The 17,995-nt window shown below is 71.1% G+C and carries 16 protein-coding genes and 1 pseudogene; 14 read left to right on the top strand and 3 right to left on the bottom strand.

The annotated features are described in order from the left end of the window. Positions 1 to 129: 129 nt before the first annotated feature. The 12 genes and pseudogenes from ACWC97_RS30785 to ACWC97_RS30730 form a co-directional block, all read left to right on the top strand. Positions 130 to 999 (top strand): annotated as a pseudogene (locus ACWC97_RS30785) (MFS transporter); the annotation flags it as partial. Positions 1,000 to 1,090: 91 nt separating this feature from the next. Then, positions 1,091 to 1,750, top strand: a complete 660-nt coding sequence (locus ACWC97_RS30780) for a Crp/Fnr family transcriptional regulator (RefSeq protein WP_450652877.1) — start codon at positions 1,091 to 1,093, stop codon at positions 1,748 to 1,750. A 157-nt stretch (positions 1,751 to 1,907) separates the two neighbouring features. Then, on the top strand, positions 1,908 to 2,873 hold the full coding sequence (locus ACWC97_RS30775) for a hypothetical protein (RefSeq protein WP_450652875.1): 966 nt from the start codon (positions 1,908 to 1,910) through the stop codon (positions 2,871 to 2,873). After that, positions 2,870 to 3,808: a hypothetical protein gene (locus ACWC97_RS30770; protein ID WP_450652873.1), complete on the top strand. Its 939-nt coding sequence runs from the start codon at positions 2,870 to 2,872 to the stop codon at positions 3,806 to 3,808. The genes ACWC97_RS30775 and ACWC97_RS30770 overlap by 4 nt, the downstream gene beginning before the upstream one ends. Positions 3,809 to 3,880: 72 nt before the next feature. Then, positions 3,881 to 5,002, top strand: a complete 1,122-nt coding sequence (locus tag ACWC97_RS30765) for a hypothetical protein (RefSeq protein WP_450652872.1) — start codon at positions 3,881 to 3,883, stop codon at positions 5,000 to 5,002. Then, entirely contained in the window at positions 4,999 to 5,883 is an 885-nt protein-coding gene (locus ACWC97_RS30760) for a hypothetical protein (protein WP_450652870.1), read from the top strand. The genes ACWC97_RS30765 and ACWC97_RS30760 overlap by 4 nt, the downstream gene beginning before the upstream one ends. Before the next feature lie 230 nt (positions 5,884 to 6,113). After that, positions 6,114 to 6,359 carry an S-type pyocin domain-containing protein gene (locus tag ACWC97_RS30755; RefSeq protein ID WP_450652868.1) on the top strand — a complete coding sequence of 82 codons (246 nt, stop codon included), beginning with the start codon at positions 6,114 to 6,116 and terminating at the stop codon, positions 6,357 to 6,359. Further along, positions 6,346 to 8,376 carry a hypothetical protein gene (locus ACWC97_RS30750; protein ID WP_450652866.1) on the top strand — a complete coding sequence of 677 codons (2,031 nt, stop codon included), beginning with the start codon at positions 6,346 to 6,348 and terminating at the stop codon, positions 8,374 to 8,376. The genes ACWC97_RS30755 and ACWC97_RS30750 overlap by 14 nt, the downstream gene beginning before the upstream one ends. Before the next feature lie 14 nt (positions 8,377 to 8,390). Beyond that, on the top strand, positions 8,391 to 9,113 hold the full coding sequence (locus tag ACWC97_RS30745) for a hypothetical protein (RefSeq protein WP_450652864.1): 723 nt from the start codon (positions 8,391 to 8,393) through the stop codon (positions 9,111 to 9,113). Then, positions 9,110 to 9,382 (top strand): DNA-binding protein, encoded by a 273-nt coding sequence (locus ACWC97_RS30740; RefSeq protein WP_360113630.1) that lies wholly within the window; start codon positions 9,110 to 9,112, stop codon positions 9,380 to 9,382. The genes ACWC97_RS30745 and ACWC97_RS30740 overlap by 4 nt, the downstream gene beginning before the upstream one ends. A 43-nt stretch (positions 9,383 to 9,425) precedes the next feature. After that, positions 9,426 to 10,466, top strand: coding sequence for a hypothetical protein (locus ACWC97_RS30735; protein WP_450652862.1), 1,041 nt, complete (start codon positions 9,426 to 9,428; stop codon positions 10,464 to 10,466). A 173-nt stretch (positions 10,467 to 10,639) separates the two neighbouring features. Next, a complete protein-coding gene (locus ACWC97_RS30730) occupies positions 10,640 to 10,801 on the top strand; it encodes a hypothetical protein (RefSeq protein ID WP_450652861.1) in 162 nt (53 codons plus the stop codon). A gap of 187 nt (positions 10,802 to 10,988) precedes the next feature. Here the strand turns inward: ACWC97_RS30730 and ACWC97_RS30725 are convergent, their stop codons facing one another. Beyond that, positions 10,989 to 12,356 (bottom strand): peptidase C39 family protein, encoded by a 1,368-nt coding sequence (locus tag ACWC97_RS30725; protein WP_450652859.1) that lies wholly within the window; start codon positions 12,354 to 12,356, stop codon positions 10,989 to 10,991. Positions 12,357 to 12,531: 175 nt separating this feature from the next. On the opposite strand from ACWC97_RS30725, the gene ACWC97_RS30720 reads away from it, so the two are divergent. Further along, a complete protein-coding gene (locus ACWC97_RS30720) occupies positions 12,532 to 13,161 on the top strand; it encodes a uridine kinase family protein (protein ID WP_450652857.1) in 630 nt (209 codons plus the stop codon). Between the two features lie 361 nt (positions 13,162 to 13,522). Next, positions 13,523 to 15,442 (top strand): AAA family ATPase, encoded by a 1,920-nt coding sequence (locus ACWC97_RS30715; RefSeq protein ID WP_352280092.1) that lies wholly within the window; start codon positions 13,523 to 13,525, stop codon positions 15,440 to 15,442. 58 nt (positions 15,443 to 15,500) lie between these two features. Here the strand turns inward: ACWC97_RS30715 and ACWC97_RS30710 are convergent, their stop codons facing one another. Further along, complete coding sequence (locus ACWC97_RS30710; RefSeq protein WP_352280091.1) at positions 15,501 to 16,580, bottom strand: hemolysin family protein; 1,080 nt, start codon at positions 16,578 to 16,580, stop codon at positions 15,501 to 15,503. After that, the gene (locus ACWC97_RS30705; protein ID WP_402403280.1) at positions 16,577 to 17,941 is read right to left on the bottom strand and encodes a hemolysin family protein; all 1,365 of its coding nucleotides are present in this window, start codon (positions 17,939 to 17,941) and stop codon (positions 16,577 to 16,579) included. Before ACWC97_RS30705 ends, ACWC97_RS30710 begins: the two co-directional genes overlap by 4 nt. Between the last annotated feature and the right edge of the window lie 54 nt (positions 17,942 to 17,995).

Raw genomic sequence — 17,995 nt, 5'->3', positions numbered from 1 at the left:
AGAGGAACGGACCGCGCGAGGCAAATCGAGCGCAGACGCGCTGGCGCTGACCCGGTGGTGACTTCCACTGGCGTCCGTTCCGGTCCGTTCGGGTGCGTCGCGCTGGATCGGTGCTGGCCTCCGGAGCCCTCGCCGACCGCGCTCTCCCTGATCCCCACCACCTTCGAGGAGGGGCCCGAAACACACCCGAGCCTTCGGCGTGTCGCGGGAGTGCAGTCGGACGGCGGAGCGATCGGCCTGCCGCGGGTGGAGCGCTCGTCGAATGGCTCGACTGGCGCTGGGTCTTCTTCGTGGACGCGCCGATCGCCTCTGCCTGGCGGCGGCGATCTTCGGCGGGTCCTTCTTCCCGTGCTATTCGTGCAGCAGGTGCTGGGCCTCAGCCCACTGGAGGCGGACCTCGCCTTCCTGCCGGTCAGCACGGTGATCGAGGTGGTGGCCGGCCTCGCCTCCCAACTCCTGCGAAGTACGGCTCGAAGCACTTCATGATCCTGGGCTCGCTCTGCCTGGCCTTGGGCCTCTCCTGGCTGACCCTGACGGACGCCCGCTCCACCCACGAGGGCTCGATCCTCGGCCCGATGCTGGTGTTCAGCACGGTATGGGCATGATGTTCGTCTCGCTGACCCTGATGGCCCTCTCCGACGTCCGGCCCGCCGAGTCCGGCGCGGCCTCCGGCCTCCTCAACGCCACCCAGCAGGTCGGCAGCTCGCTGGGCCCCTCCATCCTGGTGACCGTCTTCGGCACCGCCGACCGCAACGAGATAGACCAGCAGATCCCGACCTTCCTCGCCCGGGCGTACCCGGCCGAGAATGCCCTCTTCGCCCGCTCCGACCGGCTCCCGCCCGCCTGAGGCAACCAGATGCTCATCTCCGGCGTCTCGGCCGGCTTCATCGTCGCCGCCGCCTTCGCCTGGCCGCCTTCCTGGTTGCCCTCTTTGCCATCCAGGTCCATCCCTCCGAAATGGAACGACTCAAGGGCAGCGGGATGATGCCGGGTGGCTAAACAGAAATAACTCGGCCGTTCTATTTGTGATGCGCGCACCGACTTGTGAATTCCATGCCCATCCGGAGTTCCCCTCCTCTAGCTTGACCGCATGAGCGAAGATGATTCTCTTCCGCCGGCTCCTCTGTGTGCTCTGGTGCCGGACGAGGAATGGGCGCGACTGACGCAGTATCCGGAGCAGACCTACCTCGCGGGCCGCGCCCTGCTGCGGCAAGGCGACCGGGGCACGCATGTGCTTGCCCTGGTGGAGGGGCTGGTGAAGGTCGTCAGGACCGAGCCCGATGGGCGGCAGCGCGTGCTCGGTTTCCGGGGGCGGGGCGAGATCCTGGGGGAGATGGCTCTTCAGCCCAAAAGCGTCCGGATGGCCGATGTGTGGGCGCTGAGGAAAAGCAGAGCATGCATTGTGCCCGAACAGGATTTCCATCGCTTCGTCCAGGAGAACAAGCTCGCACCCCCCATTTTTGGATTGGCCTGGAATCGTATGCGCGAACAGGTCGAGCTGTGTGAGGGGGCTGTTCACGAACGTCTCGCCCTGGCCCTGCTCCGCCTGGTCGCGGCCGCCGGTGGAGAGAAACCCTGCTTCTCCCTCACCAGGGAGGAGCTGGCCCAGCACATCGATGTGGGCCGCAAAGCCGTCAGCAAGGCGCTCGAACGGCTCGGCCCTGACTGCGTGCGAGCGGGAAACCGCCGGATCGAGGTGGTGAGCGTGGAGGGCCTGCGCAAGGCGGCCGGCGGCCACGCGGGCAGCTGATACCTCCGTCGGGGATGTGACCCACGTCACTCCTTATCGGGTCCTGCGGAACGGAACGGCTCCCCGCCCGCTGTGAAGCTCGACGTGCTCGACATCGCACGCGACAGCGTCCCCACTCGGCTCGAGAGCGGCCGGGCGGGCTTCACGGAGGAGTGACATGCCCGAGTTCAGTAACGCCCTACCCCGGCGGATCGCCGCCCCGTACACCCACAGCCGGCCGTTGCCTCCCTACCGGGGCATTCTGGCTGTCGATGCGAAGGACTTCACGGGCCGCTCGGCGATCGAGCACGAGGCCGTCAGCCGGGTCGTCCCCGAACTCCTCAAGACCGCGCTGCTCAGGGCCGACCTCGGAGACCTGTGGGAGGACCGTACGTTCCCGGCCACCACCGGGGACGGCTATGTCTTCGGGTTCGACCCGGCACGCATGCCCTTCGTCATCCACCCCCTGCTGCTCGCCCTCCAGGAAGTTCTGACCGACTTCAACGTCCTCTCCCACGGGGCGGTGCCGATCAGGCTCCGCGTCAGTCTGCACGTCGGCCCGCTGCCGGAGACCGGGGACGAGTTCGGCGGCAACGGCACAGCGCGCAACGACACCCACCGGCTGCTCGACTCGCGCCCCGTCAAGGCCGTGCTCACCTCCCACAACGAGAACATCACCCACGTCGCGGCCATCCTCTCCGAGCGGTGCTACGAGGACGCGGTCGCCGGCGGGTACACGGGGCGCCACCCCGACCACTTCGTGGAGGTGGCCGCGACGGTCGAGGGCAAGTCGTTCTCCCGACGGGCATGGCTCTACGTCCCCCAGCCCTCCGGCCCCCTCTACGAGGGCACCCCCGTCGACGGCGCCGCTCCGGAGCCCGTGCCGGAGCCCTCCCCGCGGTCCGCCGAATCGTCCGGCGACGACACGACGGCACGCCGGACGGACGCCATCGCCGCCCCCCGCGGCAACATCAACACCGGTACCGTCCACGGCGGTCAGAGCGTGCGCAATCACCACGTGGCGGGTGACCACGTGGCGGGCGACCAGATCGCTGGTGATTACGTGGAGGGCCACAAGATCGGCAAGATCCGCCGCTTCCAGGGCGATCAGGTCCGCGGCGACAAGCGCCAGGGGCGCAAGTGACGGGGACCGGGAGAACGGGGGCGGCCGGGCTGCCCGGCCCCGGACCCCTGTCCGAGGACGGGGCTCCGCGATCCGAAGCGGAGTACGACATCACCGAGTTGATCGGCGGGGCGAAGGAGTGGGCGTCCGTCATCTACGCTCCCGGAGGGAACATCAACAACGGTTCCGTGTACGGCGGGCAGGGCGTACGCAACGGCTCCGGGCCGGAAGGGCGGCCACGGGAAAGCAGAGTGCGCGAGGGGCCGATCCCCAACATGGAGAGGGAGGCCGCCGCGCACGGTTTCGCACGCCCCGACTGGTTCGAAGCAGCCCTCGCAAAGCTGAAGCAGGGGCCCCTGTTCCTGGCCGGCCGACCAGGAACAGGCCGTCGTACCGCGGCGCTCAACCTGCTACGGGAGAGCTGTGGGGCTGATGCGCCGCTGCGGGCACTGGACGGCGTCACCGAACTGGACCGCTGGAAGCCCACCGACGCCTCGGCGCGGGGCTATCTGATAGACGGGCTGTTCCCCTCCCGACCTCTTTCCCCGGTCATGCTGAGAAACGTGCGGGAGCTGCTCAAGAAGGCCCATGCGTGCATGGTGATCGTCCTGCCCGACGACACGGCCCTGCTGCACCGCCTCGAACGGGACCTCCACATCAGCGCCACCGTGTGCTCCCCGCCGTCACCCTCCCTGGTGTTCGGCAGCCGATTCGAGGCGGTGGTGCCGGAGCGGTGGGAGCGGGACCGGCTGCTGTCCGCGCTCGCCAGCCGTCATGACCTGGGCGAACTTCTGGTGCCGGAGCTGGTACCCGCAGAAGTGGTGGAGCTGGTGACGGCCCTCGTCGAGGCCGATGGCGATCCGGAAGCCCTCGGCGACCTGGGGCTCCGGCTGAGCTACCGGGCCGAGCGGGAGGTCCCGGAGCTCATCAAGAGCTTGTGCGACGAGCCGGAATAACTGGCCTTCCTGCTGGCCGCTTCGGTCTACGAGGGACTGGACCAGCAGATCGTCAGGAATGAGGCCGACCGGTTGACAAAGCTGGCGGGCGACCGGCTGACGGCTGTGCTGCCCGGCACAGACGCCGACGGGGCCGCGAAGCCGGACCGGCCCAATCCGAAGTTCGTCTTCCGGCGCTCCCTGACAGAACTGCTGCACGCCGTGCGCGCGGTCCGCAAGGACCGCGAGATCCGGGCAGAGGGAGCCTACTCGCACAGTGTGGAGGCTGTGACGTTCATCAGGCATCGACAGGCCGAGGCCGTCCTCAGACATGTGTGGCGCGAGTACGGGCAGTTGTCAGAACTGGTCGTCGAGTGGTTGCGGGACGTACCCCGCTCCAGCGGGCTCGCCGGACCGGCAGGCCGGGCCATGGGACGGGTGGCGAGCTGGGGCGGCGGGCACAACGCCCTGGTGCACCTCCGGGAACTCGCCCGGTCGGACCGTGCGACCAGCCGGCTCGTCGTTGCGAACGCGCTGGGCGTCGCGGCCGAGGACCCCGTGCTCGTCGCCGAGATTCGCTACCGACTGCATCACTGGAGCAAAGCGACCGACTTCCGTCTCAGGACGACGGTGGCGCACGCGTGCGGCGAGGAATTCGGCCTGGCCCGACCCGACCTGGCCCTGCGGCTCCTTCAAAATCTCTTCCGCGCGGCACAGGTCGGGAAGGAAGAGGAGTACCAGGTGAAGGTGGCGGTGGAAGCGGCAATCCTGCGGCTGTTCCAGGCCGGCAACGAGACGAAGGTATTCGACTTGCTCCGGAAGTGGCTGGACGACGGGGGGTACGACCAGGAGCAGGTGCTCTCGCTCTTCAGCCGAATGCTCTGGTCTCCCCAGTGGTTCATGAGGAACCTCGCCCTGTGGACGCCCGCGGCGCAGGTGCTGGCCGACCTCACGGGCCGCGCCCTGAACACGGAGAGTTCCTTCGAAACGACGTGCGGGACGTTGCTGCGCTGGGCGGAGTCGGGCCAGTGGGACGACGAACAGTTCCGGGCCGTCGAGAACCTGTTCGCGGCCATGGCCCAGTCCATGCGCTCCGGTGAATTCGGGTTGTTCGTGGAAATGGACCAGGCGGGTGCGAACGGCTGGCCCGGCCTCGTCACCGCCCGCGACGCGCTCCATCGGTGGCGGACCGGCGCGCGCAGGGAGGCAACATGAACGACGACACGACCGACCGTCTCTTTCACCGGCTGGACAGGCCGCCCTGGCGGGAGATCCTCGGCCACCGCTGGTCCGCGTCGAAGGACTGGGCGCTGGTGCTCAGGGACGAGACGGGGGAGTACTCCTTCCTCGGCCGGCGAGGGGACCCGGAGGGTTCCGGTGCCTATGCGCCCCTGGTGGACGAGGCCCCCGCTCCCCACCTGCACGGAAAGTACAGCGACGTCTTCCGGGTGGACACGACGGAGCACGTGGACACGCGGGCGGTCGGTCTCCCCACGGTCTACGGTACGGAGTCGGTCGACCTGTGGGTCTCCTGGTGGGTCCACGACCCCGTACGCGTCGTCCGGGCGAGGAGTCTGCACGGCTGGCACGTGGTACGGACCCATCTCGCCTCTGTCCTGCGTTACTTGGTGGATGCCCAGGCCGACTCCGGCAACGGGCTGGGGGCGCCGGAGATCATGCAGCATCTCGGTCCGCCGCAGCGACTGGAGGAACACGGCCTGAGCTACCGGGTGTTCGACGTGCGGCTCCGGGACAACGGTGAGGAGCTGCTTCTCGGGCGACGGGAAGGCGACGGGGTCCGTTACTCCTGGACGGCCAGCCGTCGGGGCGAGTACGAGTTCTGCCTCCAGACCCTCCACGCCGGCCCGGTATCGCTGGCGGCACTGTGGTTGCTTCGTCACCCCGAAGAGGTGCGGCAGGTGCTGGACTGGGCGGTCGACCACCAGGATCTGCTGAGTCCGCCGCGTTCCGACTGGCAGGAGGAGCTGGCCTCCCTGCTGGGCACGTTGACCGAACAGGAGCGCAAGGAGCTCTCCAGCCTACTGCGTGACCGGATCGGGGCGCTCGGGAGGCAGGTGCCCGGCGAGTACATCTGACCCTGGGGAATATATTCGAATATTGAATTTCTGAGCGGGTGTTTCGCCTTCCGGTGACACACCCGCTCTTCTTCTCCACGCCGTTCCGTAAACCCTTTCCGTGTGTGACTCGGGTTACTTGATTCCTGGTCCTCCGGAGCGGACTCGGGGATGAATCCGCGGGAATCTCGACGTGTCCGAAAGGAAGGCGCCCGCACAATTCCCGGGTGCCCACGGAAGGAAAGGGCGACATGCGAGCAGAAGAACCCCAGGCCCCGGACAATGTCCTCGCGTTCCGCCGGCGACGAGAGACCACAGGCCGGGCGCACGAGGCAGAGGCAGCCCCGGACGCCGCTCCCCGGGCGGCGGCCTCCCCCGCGACGGTGCTGAACGCCGAGCGCGGCATCATCAACACCGGCACCGTCCACGGCGGTCAGCACGTCACCACCGTCGGCTTCTCCGGCCACTCCGGCGGAGGAACCGATGGCGACAGCTGATCTCCCCAGCGAGACCGAGCCCGAGACCGAATTCGCCGAGTTCGCGATGGCTCTGGCGGGTCGGGGGCCGGCGATCTGGGCCCCCAACGGCGTCATCAACACCGGATGGCTGACAGGCGGCCAGCACCAGCGGCTCGCACCTTCGGCGGAGGGCGGCGCGGCCCCGAGGCCGATACGGCAAGGCCCCGTACGGGCGAAGCATGTGCAGGCGGCGCGGCGGCGCTTCGTGCCGCCGCCCGGCTTCGAGGAAGCCCTCGCGGTGCGCGAATCCGGCATCGTGGTGCTCGTCGGCGAGGCCGGGACGGGGCGGGAAACACACGCGCTCAACCTGCTCGCGCACGGCCACGAGGCCCCCGTCCTCGTCCAGGTCGACGGAACGGCCAACCTCTCCCGGTGGTCGCCGCGTGCTCAGGGCGTGGACGGATACCTGGTGACGGAGCCCGCGGATCCTTTCGCGCTCCGGGCGTGGGACCTGGCCCGCCTCGAAGGGCTCCTGACGGAGGCGGGCGCCCGCCTCGTCATCGTCCTGGCGGAGGCCCCCGGCCTGGTGGGCGCACTGGAGGACCACCTCGGCATGCCGGTCCTGCGCCACCGGCCGCCGGACCCCCGGAAGGTCTTCACCACCCACCTCGCGGACAGCTGCCCCGACGAGGCGGTACGCGCCCAGTTGCTGCGGGCCCTGAAACCCGGCGATCTCGACGAACTGTTGCCCGACGGCCTGCCGCCACGCCACGCCGCACAGGCCGCGGACACCCTGCGGCGCCTGGGGGCGGCGGGCGGCCCGGCCCCGGGGGAGCTCATGCGCACCCTGGCCGGGGCCGAGGGCCCCGAGATCCTGGCCCGGGCCCAGCGCGATCCCGCCCTCCTGGCCTGTCTGCTCTCCCTCGGCGTCTACGGCGGGCTGCACCGTGCCGTCGTGATGGAACGGGCGCGGGAACTGCTGCGGCTGGCAGACACGGACAGGATGCGGGGCCCCGGCTCCTACCGTCATCCGGACGAGGACCCCCCGACGAGGCCACCGGCCGAGGTCCTGCGGATCCTCGGAGCCCATCGCGTGAGCCGCGCCGATGACGAGGTCACCGACACGGTGTCCTTCTTCTGGCCCGCCGTGAGCGGGGCCGTGTGGGAGAGCCTGTGCCGGGACCGTGCGGACCTCGTGCCGGTGGTCCACGCCTGGCTCGCCGACCCCGGCCCGGAGGAGGACCAGATCGAGCGGGCCGGCCGGGCCGTCGCCGCTCTGGCGGAGGCCACGAGCGGCCAGTCCCTGGAACTGCTGCCCGCGCTGGCCTCCGCTCCGGTCCTTCCCGCCCCGCGGGTGGCTGCGCGATGCCTGGCGACACGCTTCCGGGACCCGGCGGTGGCACAAATGGCGGCCGACCTGCTCGACCTGTGGAGCGTCACGCCCGAAGCCTCCTTGAAGCACGCTGTGGCGTACGCCTGTGAGGAGCCCGAGGGGCTCGGGGACGAGCAGGCGTTGCAACTGCTGGAAAAGCTCACGGAGACCCTGGGCGCCGGGCCGGACGATCTCTCCGTCTTCGAGGCTGCCAAGGGGGCACTCGTACGACGCTTCAACAGAGGCGACCACACCACCAGGGTGACCGTCCTGCACCGGATGCGGGACTGGGCGCGGACCGACACCACGGTCGGCCTGCTGACCGCCTGCGCCTTTCCCGTCCTGGCCCGCACCGACTTCCTGTGGTGGAGCGGACGGGTTCTGGCCCGCGCCGGGTCGGCGGCGGTCGCTGTCCACCTCGTCGGACACTCCCTGAACGAGTCGGTCGCCTTCTCCAGCATGGGAGACGCCCTGCTCACCTGGTGTGCCGGGACGGCTGGCACCAAGGGCCGGTCCCGGGCGGTCGCCCGGCTCCTCGACGGGCTGGTGACCGCCCGGGAGCCGGGTTTCCTCCGCTGGCTCCTGGCCGTGGAAAGAGGCCCGGACACGATGCCCGGCAAGGTACCCGCCGCCCGCGCGCTGAAGACCTGGCGGGACAACACCCCGGCCCCACAGGCCGGTTGAACAGGAGGCAACCCATGACTTTCTTCTCTCGCCCCGGCATCTTCACCACCATCGAACGCCGGTGGGCCGACAACGACCCCACGCCCCCGCTGCGTTTGTTCGACGGCACGGAACCGGCGGGCGTACCCCTTTCCCTGAACCGGGCCCGTGCGTTGCTCTACGACCGCACGGCGTGCTCCCTGGCACGGGCTTCCCTGTGGCACCAGGTCGCGGAGCGCTTCCGGACCGGAGGGACCGACTGGCGGGAGGCGGTGGTGTGGCTGGGGCTCCGGGGATTGCGCCGCAACGCGTCCCGGATCACCTGGTGCCGCCGTGCCGTCCGCGAGGACGTCGAGGCGGAGCTCGTCACCTGCTACCTCGAAGAGCTGGCGAAGCTGGACCCGCGGGACCCTGAACCCGGGAGGACGGTGCTGCGGTCTGCCTGTTCCCGCGCCTGGGAGGTATGGCGCGACACGCACCGCGAGAACACGGTGGAGGACGTGGAACGCGCGGTTGGTACTTCCCCCAGCGCGGGCAGCGACGACGTCTGGCGGGCGGACTACGACCCGGCCCCGCGCCGGTCGGGGCTCTCCGCGAGTCTGCGGATCTCCGTACCCGCGCACCGTGTCGAAGGCGTACGGATCGGCGCTCTCGCCAGTGCCTGGGACGTGGCCGGTACGGCCACGAGTGTCGGGCACTCCGGCCGGGGCCGCCGGGTCGCCACCCTTTCCCTGCGCCGGGTAGGGAGGAAGGGATGAGCGGCCGCCACGACACCCCCCTCACCTTCCGCGAGATCTTCGACCTGCCGGTGAGCGTCGACCTGCGCACGGCGGCCCGGGCGTTCGGTATGTGCATGGGCACCGCCTACCGGTTGGTCGCCCGTGACGAGTTCCCCTGTCCCACTGTGCCCGTCGGCCGCCGCCACCGGGTGCGGACCGTGGAACTGCTGGCCGCGCTGGGCATCGAGGAGCGTCCCGTCTTCGCTGACGAGATCGCCGACGGCGTGGCACTCACGCTCTTCGACTGACCCCTTTCCCGCCCTGCCGGACCACCACCGAGAGGAATCCACCATGCCCACCTGCCTCGTCATCGACGGGACCGCTGCCACCACCTACTCCGCCGCCCCCTGCCTCCCGGAGGCGCGGCACCGGTCCGCCGTCCTCCACGAGGAGATCGTGCGCCCGGTATGCGAACAACTCGGCCTCACCCTGCTGAGGGCGGGCAGCCTCGCCGAGGCCGGCCTGCCCCTGGACCAACTGCTGCACCTGCTCACTGAGGCGGACGTCGTCGTCGCGGACCTCGGCGGTTCCGACCCGGAGCTGGCCTTCGCCTTCGGCGCGCGCCACGCGCTCGGCCGGCGCACCGTCCACGTCACCCAGGACGCCGAGTGCCGTCCCGCTCCCGGGACAGTGCTCCACCTGGCCTTCCCGTCCCACCCGGGCGGCACCGCCACTGCCCGGAAGCAGCTGCTGGACACGCTGGCGGCGGACCCGCTGCGGACGGACGGCCCGATCGAGACGGGCTCCGCGACCGAAGTGGAAAACGGCCCCGACGAGAACCTCCCGGGCATGTTCGATCTGATCGTGGAGGCCGAGACCCAGCTGGAGCTACTCGCCGACGACATGGCCGACGTGGACGCGGCCATGTCGGACCTCACGGAGCTCATGATGCTCCTTGGGGAGGAAATGACCCAGGCCAACCACTCCGGGGCCCCGGCGAGCAAGAGGATGGCCGTGGTGAACCGTCTGGCCAAGGCCATCGAGGGACCGACCGAAGAACTGGAGGCTGCGGCGGACCGCTTCGTCGAACGTATGCGCACCTCCTACACCGCCTTCCAGGTATTCCTGGACTGGCTGGCCACCACTCCTCCCGCCGAATGGCCGGAGGATGCGGAGGAAGCGCTGGAACAGATCGCCTTGATGGACTGGGGCGCCGAGATCGAATCGGCTTCCGTCCAGGAAGGCACGGCCATGATCAACATGTTCGGTGCCGCCAGCCGCCTCATGCGCCGCCCCGCACGCAGGATCACGTCGGCCTTCCGGAAAATGCTCCACAGCATCACCATGATGCAGGAACTGCACTCCAAGGCAGTGGAGTTGCGTCGCTCCTGAACAGTGCCCCCGGCGCGGCGCGGCCCCTGGGATTGTCGAACTCGCCGACCATCACGACGTTGTCCGACGTCGAACTGAAACGGTCAGGTGTGCCATCCCCGCTCAACACCACGCGGCAGCTGGTGGGTTGGGTTCCTTCGCCCTGTCGCCCCTGAGTGACGGTCTTCGACACCATGAGCCGCAACAGGGAGGCGGAGACCTTGGTCTCCGCCTCCCCCGCCCGGGCGGCCCCGCGCAGCAGGCCGGATTCGCCCAGGCCGGCCAACTTCCCTCCCCACTGGGGCGGCCAGACCCTCATCGCCGCCGTCGCGGCCGAACTGTCCACGCTCCCTTGAAGCGGGCGGCTTCCTGTCCGAAACGCGATCGGCGGATTGCCGTACCTCGATCTCCTGCGCAGGTCGTGGTGCCGCGCTGGCAAGCGGCGGTCGATCAAGTTCACAGTGGACCGGTACGGCCAGCTCACGCAGGACGGCCAGGAGCGCTGCCGCTAAGTCGCGGAGACGGCCGCAGCGCCGCACACGCTCACAGCAGGCCGAACGACTCCAGCACCCGGCGCTGCGCCGGAGTCGGCCGGGCAGGCCAGTAGACGTAACAGACCCCGCCCGTACCCCCCACGACCTTGCCGCTCGCGTTGTAGCGCTTGGTGCGCAGCCAGATGTTCTCCCACTCGCGGCGTCGGTAGATCCGGCGCACCGCCTCGTCGCTCGGCGAGGCCGGGTCGTTGGCGATGACGTCGCCGTCCTCGGTGAAGCCGATGACGGTCATCAGGTGGCCGGAGGTTCCGTAGCCCGCGCCGGTCAGTTCCTCCTTGAGGAAGGACTGCGACGTTATGACGGGGATGCCCGCCCGGATCAGGGTCTCCAGGTCGGTGAGCGAGCCCAGCCGGGTCACGGCGGCGCTCATGTCGTCGTACGTCGAGGCGTAGGCGGCGTTGAACGGCCAGTTGCCGCAGCCCTCGTACTGATAGTCGTAGGTGAAGCGGGCGGCGTGGCAGACCTGCGGGTCGGGGAGGCCCGGCTCGACCCAGGAGAGGTCCTCGGCGGTCGGGCGGCGGCCCCAGTACTCGATGATCATCTGCGAGGAGGTGGGGCTGCACCAGGCCTCGCCGCCGTTGTCGTACTCGGGGTACTGGCCGGCGTGGATGTTCTGCGAGTAGCGCGGCACGATCAGCTCGCGGGCGAGGCCCGGGGTGCTGGCCGGGACGGTGAAGCGGTCCGGGACGTCGGAGGCCATCGCGCCGACCCGCCAGACCGTGGGCGTCAGGCGGCTCCCGGGGGTGCGGTACAGGGTGAGGCGCAGCCGGTACGCGGCCAGCCGCAGCCCGCTCGCCGCGTCGTCCACCGAGAGCGTGTCGGTCCACACCGAGCTGCGGCCGTCGGTCTGGTCGTCCACGGAGGTGCGCCGGATGTCGCCGTCACCGGCGGCCCAGCGGCCCATCACGTACCAGGGGGTCGCGGTCCCGTCCGAGTAGCGGCCCTGGAGCTCGATCTGGATCCAGGTCCCCGCCGGGGTGTGCGCGTTCCAGGAGGCGATGACCTCGGTCGCCGGGACGGCGGAGCGGTGGAGCGGCGAGGTCCAGCTCGCGTACTCCCAGGTGGCGGTGGTGCCCGTGTGCGGGTCGGTGTAGTCGGTGCGGCCCTCGGCGTGGCCGATCACCAGTCCGGGGCGGCGGCCCGCGACCGGCCGCGTCCCGGCGCCGGAGCCGGACCGCCAGTCGGTGAAGCCGTGCCAGGAGTGGTTGTCCACGGTGGGACCCGTCGTCGGGGCCGCCCCGGACGGGGCGGCGGGAACGGCGGCCGAGGCGGACGTGGCGGAGGACACCGCGCCTGCGGTGGCCGCCACCGCGAGCGCGGCGGTCAGCACGGTTCTGCGTGAGGTCGGTCGGTTCATGGGCGAGACCCCCGGTCGTCGGCGGAATGCGGCTACAGGTTCACGGCAGTGCGCCAACTATCGCCGGTCGCGACCGGATCCGGCCAGGGATTCGACTCGTGCCGACCAACCAATATTGGTCTGGTCCACTGACGTGACCTGCGGATGCTCCGGGGCGGCTCGTAGGCTGGTGGGCATGACCGACCTCTCGCCGCTCGCCGCGCGGCTGCGCGCCCTGGCCCCGTCCTGCGGACCGGTGCGGCTGATCGCCGTGGACGGCCACGCGGGCTCCGGCAAGAGCACCTTCGCCGCCCGCCTGGCCGCGGCCCTCGGCGACGCCCCGGTCCTTCACCTGGACGATCTGGCCAGTCACGACGCCTGCTTCGCCTGGACGGAGCGGCTGCGGGAGCAGGTGCTGGAGCCGCTGGGGCGCGACGCGTGCGCGCGGTACGCGCCGTACGACTGGACCGCCCGGCGGTTCGGCGCGGCGCGGACGCTCCGGCCCGCCCCGGTGGTGCTGGTCGAGGGGGTCGGGGCCGGGCGAAGGGCGGTGCGACCCCGGCTGGCCCGGCTGCTGTGGATGGAGATGGACGCCGCGGAGTCCTGGGCGCGCGGGCGGCGCCGGGACGGGCCGGCGCTGACGGAGTTCTGGGACGGGTGGACGGCGGCCGAGGCGGAGCACTTCTCGGCCGATCCTTCGCGCCCGTACGCGGACACCCTGGTGCGGCAGTTGCCGGTGGGATACGCGTTGCTGGACGGCCCCGCCCCGGCAGCAGGAATGAACCATTCCGTCACCGAGCGTGAGCGCGGTGCGGCACCCCGGTGAATAGGGGGAAATCGCCCCGGAAGTACCCCAACTCGGCTTGACCCGGGGACGGTACAGGTCTTACGTTCTCAATGTGCGGCTTTTCGGAGCCCATACAGACGCGAAGCCCCCGGTTGTTCCCCCGTGATCGGGGGCTTCGTTCTGCCCTCGCACCCCTCCCCCGCGCCGGTTCGAGCGCGTTCCGATCACCCTGGGTCACAGTCTTCCTTCCGTCTGCGGAGCCCTTAGTCGCATACTCCCTGCGCAGGTACGATGCCTCTCGGTGCGGTCAATTCCCGTTCGCGGCCAAGTGATTCGACGCTCCCCGGTGGGCAGGATCGTGCGGCGGGACATCCTGGGGGCACGGTTTGTGGGGGACCAGATGGACATCGGCACGCAGGGCGCACAGGCCCCGGCCGACCTCGCCTGGCTGCGCGGCGTGGACGCCTACACCGTGGGCGCCTATCCGCAGGCCGAGGAGGAGTTCAGGGCGGCGGTACGGCTCGACCCCGGCATGGCGGACGGCTGGCTCGGCCTCCACGCCCTGAGGGTCGACACGACGACCGCGCTGCTGCGCATGTACCGCCACCGCGAACGCTTCGGCGAGCAGCGCACCCGCCACCGGCGCACGCTCAACTCCTGGTACTGGCTGGGCTGGTGGGTGCAGCCGGTGCTGGAGAGCGGGCGCGATCTGCTGCTCGCGCACGCCTCGCACTGGCTGGACGGCCGCCATGTCCCCGAGCTGGACCGGGCGCTCGCCGGCCTGCCCCCGGTGGACACGGACCCGCAGGTCCGCTTTCTGCACGCCTGCCGCTCGTACCTGGTCAAGGACTGGGAGCAGCTGGTCCGCAACACCGAACAGCTGACGGACGATCCGCTGCTCGGCATCGAGGCGGGGCTGTTCGGCGGGATGGCACGGGTGCGGCTGGAGATGTACGGGCAGGCCGAGCCGCTGCTGGCCACCGCCCTGATGCGCTGCCGCAGCGAGCAGCCGCAGCGCAAGGAGCTGCGCTACTGGCTGGCCCGCGCCCATGAGGGCACCGGCCGCAGCGCCGCCGCCCTGCCGCTGTACCGGGCGGTGCACCGCATCGACCCGACGTTCATGGACACCGCCGCGCGGCTCGCCGCCATCGCGGACTACGACGGGCTGGAGGGCTCCGACGACGCGGCGAGCCTGGCCGCCGTGTCGCTGGCCGGGCTCGGTACGGACGGGTCCGTGTCGGAGGTGCAGCCGGAGCCGGAGCCGCCGCTGCCCGGCACCGATCCGCTGGACGGCCGGGAGCTGCGGCCGGACGGCGAGCCGCCCGGGATCCCGGGTGCCGGGATGCTTCCGCCGTCCGGCGGGGCGCGGCACCGGTCGGCGGTGCCCGGTCAGCCGCCCGCGCCGTTCCCGGCGGGGCCCAGCGATCCGGTGCTGCTGGCCGAGGCGCTGGCGGAGCTGGAGCGGATGGTGGGCCTGGAGCCGGTGAAGCGCCAGGTGAAGGCGTTGTCCGCGCAGCTGAACATGGCGCGGCTGCGGTCCGGGCAGGGGCTCCCGGTGCAGCCGCCGAAGCGGCATTTCGTCTTCTCCGGCCCGTCCGGTACGGGCAAGACGACGGTGGCCCGCATCCTGGGCCGGGTCTTCTACGCGCTGGGGCTGCTGGGCGGCGACCATCTGGTGGAGGCCCAGCGGGCGGACCTGGTCGGCGAGTTCCTCGGCCAGACCGCGGTCAAGGCCAATGAGCTGATCGACTCGGCGCTCGGCGGGGTGCTCTTCGTCGACGAGGCGTACAGCCTCGCCAACAGCGGCTACAGCAAGGGGGACGCGTACGGGGACGAGGCCCTCCAGGTCCTCCTCAAGCGGGCGGAGGACAACCGGGACCACCTGGTGGTGATCCTGGCCGGGTATCCGGAGGGCATGGACCGGCTGCTGGCCACCAACCCCGGGCTCTCCTCGCGCTTCACCACCCGGGTCGACTTCCCGAGCTACCGTCCGGCGGAGCTGACCGCGATCGGCGAGGTGCTCGCGGCGGAGAACGGCGATCTGTGGGACGAGGAGTCCCTGGAGGAGCTCGCCTCCATCAGCGGTCATGTCGTCGAGCAGGGCTGGATCGACGAGCTGGGCAACGGCCGGTTCCTGCGCACGCTGTACGAGAAGAGCTGTGCCTACCGCGATCTGCGGCTCTCGGGGTACACGTCGTTGCCGGGCCGGGACGACCTGGCGACCCTGCGGCTTCCGGACCTGATGCAGGCCTACGGCGAGGTGCTGTCCGGGCGGGGGCCGGTGGGCCGGGGGCAGCAGGAGCCGCCGCCCGCGCTGTGAGGCTCCCGGCTGCCGGAGGGACCGCGGAACCGGGTCCGCTCCGGCAGCACGGGGCCCCTCAGCCGACCACCGTGGCGGCGGGCTCGGCGGCCCGGCGCGGGACCGCGATCCGGTGGGCCGGGTCGCGCACCTCGCCGACGAGCGTCTCCAGGACGTCCTCCATCGCGACCAGGCCGAGGATCCGGCCCGAGGCGTCGGCGACCTGCGCCAGATGGGTGGCCGCCCGGCGCATCACGGTCAGCGCGTCGTCGAGCGGCAGCTCGGCCCGTACGGTGACCATCGGCCGCCAGAGCTGCTGGGGGACGGCCCGTTCGCCGTCCTCCAGGTCCAGTACGTCCTTGACGTGCAGATAGCCCATGAACGGACCACCGCCCTCCGCGCAGACCGGGAAGCGCGAGTAGCCGGTGCGTACGGTCAGCTCCTCGATCCGGCGCGGGGTGACGGACGGGTCGACGGTGACGAGGGCGGCCCGGCGCAGCAGTACGTCGGTGACCGGCCGGCTGCCCAGCTCCAGCGCGTCCTCCAGCCGTTCCTGCGCCTCCGGTTCCAGGAGTCCGGCCTGGCCGGAGTCCTCGACGAGCCGGTTGAGCTGCTCGCTGGTGATGACGGCCTCCACCTCGTCCTTCGGCTCGACGCCGAAGAGCCGGAGCACCAGCCGGGCGCAGGCGCCCAGCGCGGCGGTCACCGGACGGCAGAGCCGGGCGAAGCCGACCAGGCCGGGGCTGAGCCAGAGCGCGGTCCGCTCGGGCGCGGCCATCGCGAGGTTCTTCGGGACCATCTCGCCGATGACGAGGTGGAGGAAGACCACGAAGGCGAGCGCCAGGACGTAGCCGAGCGGGTGGACGAGCCCCTCGGGGAGGTGGACCGCCGCGAAGACCGGCTCCAGGAGGTGGGCGATGGTCGGTTCGGCGACGGCGCCGAGGGTCAGCGAGCAGACGGTGATGCCGAACTGGGCGGCGGCCATCATCTGCGGGAGGTTCTCCAGGCCGTACAGCACCTGGCGGGCCCGGCCGGACCCGGCCGCGGCGAGCGGCTCGACCTGGCTGCGGCGTACCGAGACCAGGGCGAACTCGGCGCCGACGAAGAAGCCGTTCGCCAGCACGAGGAGCGCGGCGAAGAGCAGTTGGGCCAGGCTCATCGGGCGCCCTCCAGGACCTGGTGCGTCCGGGGGGCGTCGGGGCCGGGCTGTTCGGCCAGGCGGACGAAGCGGACCCGTTCGGCGCGGTAGTGGCCGACCTGGCGGACGGAGATCCGCCAGCCGGGAAGCTCGGCCCGGTCGCCGGGGGCGGGGATGCGTCCCAGCAGGTCGGCGACGAGCCCGGCCACCGTCTCGTACGGTCCGTCGGGGACGTCGAGGCCTATCCGGCGCAGGGTGAGGACCCGGCAACTGCCGTCGGCCTCCCAGGCCGGGCGGCCGTCCTCGGGGGCGGCGGGGGCCAGTTCGGGACGGTCGGCGCCCTCGGCGTCGTGCTCGTCCCTGACCTCGCCGACCAGTTCCTCGATGATGTCCTCCAGGGTGACGACCCCGGCGGTGCCGCCGTACTCGTCGACCACGACGGCGATCGGCTGCTCGTTGCGGAGCCGCTGGAGGAGCTGTTCCACGGGCAGGGTCTCCGGCACCAGCAGCGGTGGTACGGCGATCCGGCCGGCCGGGGTGCGCAGCCGGTCCTGGGCGGGCACGGCGAGCGCGTCCTTGAGGTGGATCATGCCGATGACCTCGTCGATCCGCTCCCGGTAGACGGGGAAGCGGGAGAGGCCGGTGGCGCGGGTGAGGTTGAGGACGTCCTGTGCGGTCGCGGAGGACTGCAGGGCGCTGACCTTCACGCGCGGGGTCATGACGTGCTGGGCGGTGAGCCCGGCGAGCGACAGGGTCCGTACGAAGAGGTCGGCGGTGTCCTGTTCGAGGGTTCCGGCCTCGGCCGAGTGCCGGGCCAGGGACACCAGCTCGCCGGGCGTGCGGGCGGAGGCCAGCTCGTCGGTGGGCTCGACGCCCAGCATCCGGACGAGGCGGTTGGCCACGGTGTTCAGCAGGCTGATCACCGGCCGGAAAGCGGCGGAGAAGCGGCGCTGGGGGCCGGCGACGAACCGGGCGACCTGGAGCGGCCGGGAGACCGCCCAGTTCTTGGGCACGAGTTCGCCGATCACCATCTGGACGGCGGAGGCCGCCATCATCCCGATCAGCACGCTGACGCCGGAGACCAGGCCGTCGGGGAGGCCGATCGCGTTGAGCGGACCCTCCAGCAGCTGGGCGAGGGCCGGTTCGGCGAGCATGCCGACGACCAGTGAGGTGATGGTGATGCCGAGCTGGGTGCCGGAGAGCTGGAAGGAGAGTTCGCGCAGGGCGCCGACGACGGTACGGGCCCGCCGGTCTCCCTCGGCCGCGGCGCGCTCGGCGTCCGGCCGCTCCACGGTGACGAGACCGAACTCGGCCGCCACGAAGAATCCATTGGCGAGGATGAGAAGGAACGCCGCTCCGAGGAGCAGCAGGGGGGTGGTCATGCCGCCGCCTCCGGGGAAGGGGCGGCGCAGGTACTACCGGACGATCCGTCCATT

The organism is Streptomyces sp. NPDC001108 (assembly GCF_053598535.1).
This window is presented reverse-complemented; position numbering and strand designations above follow the sequence as displayed.

Coding starts and splice junctions, on each gene's coding strand:
- ACWC97_RS30780 (WP_450652877.1), top strand. CDS start 1,091: ATGAGCGAAGATGATTCTCTTCCGCCGGCTCCTCTGTGTGCTCTGGTG.
- ACWC97_RS30775 (WP_450652875.1), top strand. CDS start 1,908: ATGCCCGAGTTCAGTAACGCCCTACCCCGGCGGATCGCCGCCCCGTAC.
- ACWC97_RS30760 (WP_450652870.1), top strand. CDS start 4,999: ATGAACGACGACACGACCGACCGTCTCTTTCACCGGCTGGACAGGCCG.
- ACWC97_RS30755 (WP_450652868.1), top strand. CDS start 6,114: ATGCGAGCAGAAGAACCCCAGGCCCCGGACAATGTCCTCGCGTTCCGC.
- ACWC97_RS30750 (WP_450652866.1), top strand. CDS start 6,346: ATGGCGACAGCTGATCTCCCCAGCGAGACCGAGCCCGAGACCGAATTC.
- ACWC97_RS30745 (WP_450652864.1), top strand. CDS start 8,391: ATGACTTTCTTCTCTCGCCCCGGCATCTTCACCACCATCGAACGCCGG.
- ACWC97_RS30740 (WP_360113630.1), top strand. CDS start 9,110: ATGAGCGGCCGCCACGACACCCCCCTCACCTTCCGCGAGATCTTCGAC.
- ACWC97_RS30735 (WP_450652862.1), top strand. CDS start 9,426: ATGCCCACCTGCCTCGTCATCGACGGGACCGCTGCCACCACCTACTCC.
- ACWC97_RS30730 (WP_450652861.1), top strand. CDS start 10,640: ATGAGCCGCAACAGGGAGGCGGAGACCTTGGTCTCCGCCTCCCCCGCC.
- ACWC97_RS30725 (WP_450652859.1), bottom strand. CDS start 12,356: ATGAACCGACCGACCTCACGCAGAACCGTGCTGACCGCCGCGCTCGCG.
- ACWC97_RS30720 (WP_450652857.1), top strand. CDS start 12,532: ATGACCGACCTCTCGCCGCTCGCCGCGCGGCTGCGCGCCCTGGCCCCG.
- ACWC97_RS30715 (WP_352280092.1), top strand. CDS start 13,523: ATGGACATCGGCACGCAGGGCGCACAGGCCCCGGCCGACCTCGCCTGG.
- ACWC97_RS30710 (WP_352280091.1), bottom strand. CDS start 16,580: ATGAGCCTGGCCCAACTGCTCTTCGCCGCGCTCCTCGTGCTGGCGAAC.
- ACWC97_RS30705 (WP_402403280.1), bottom strand. CDS start 17,941: ATGACCACCCCCCTGCTGCTCCTCGGAGCGGCGTTCCTTCTCATCCTC.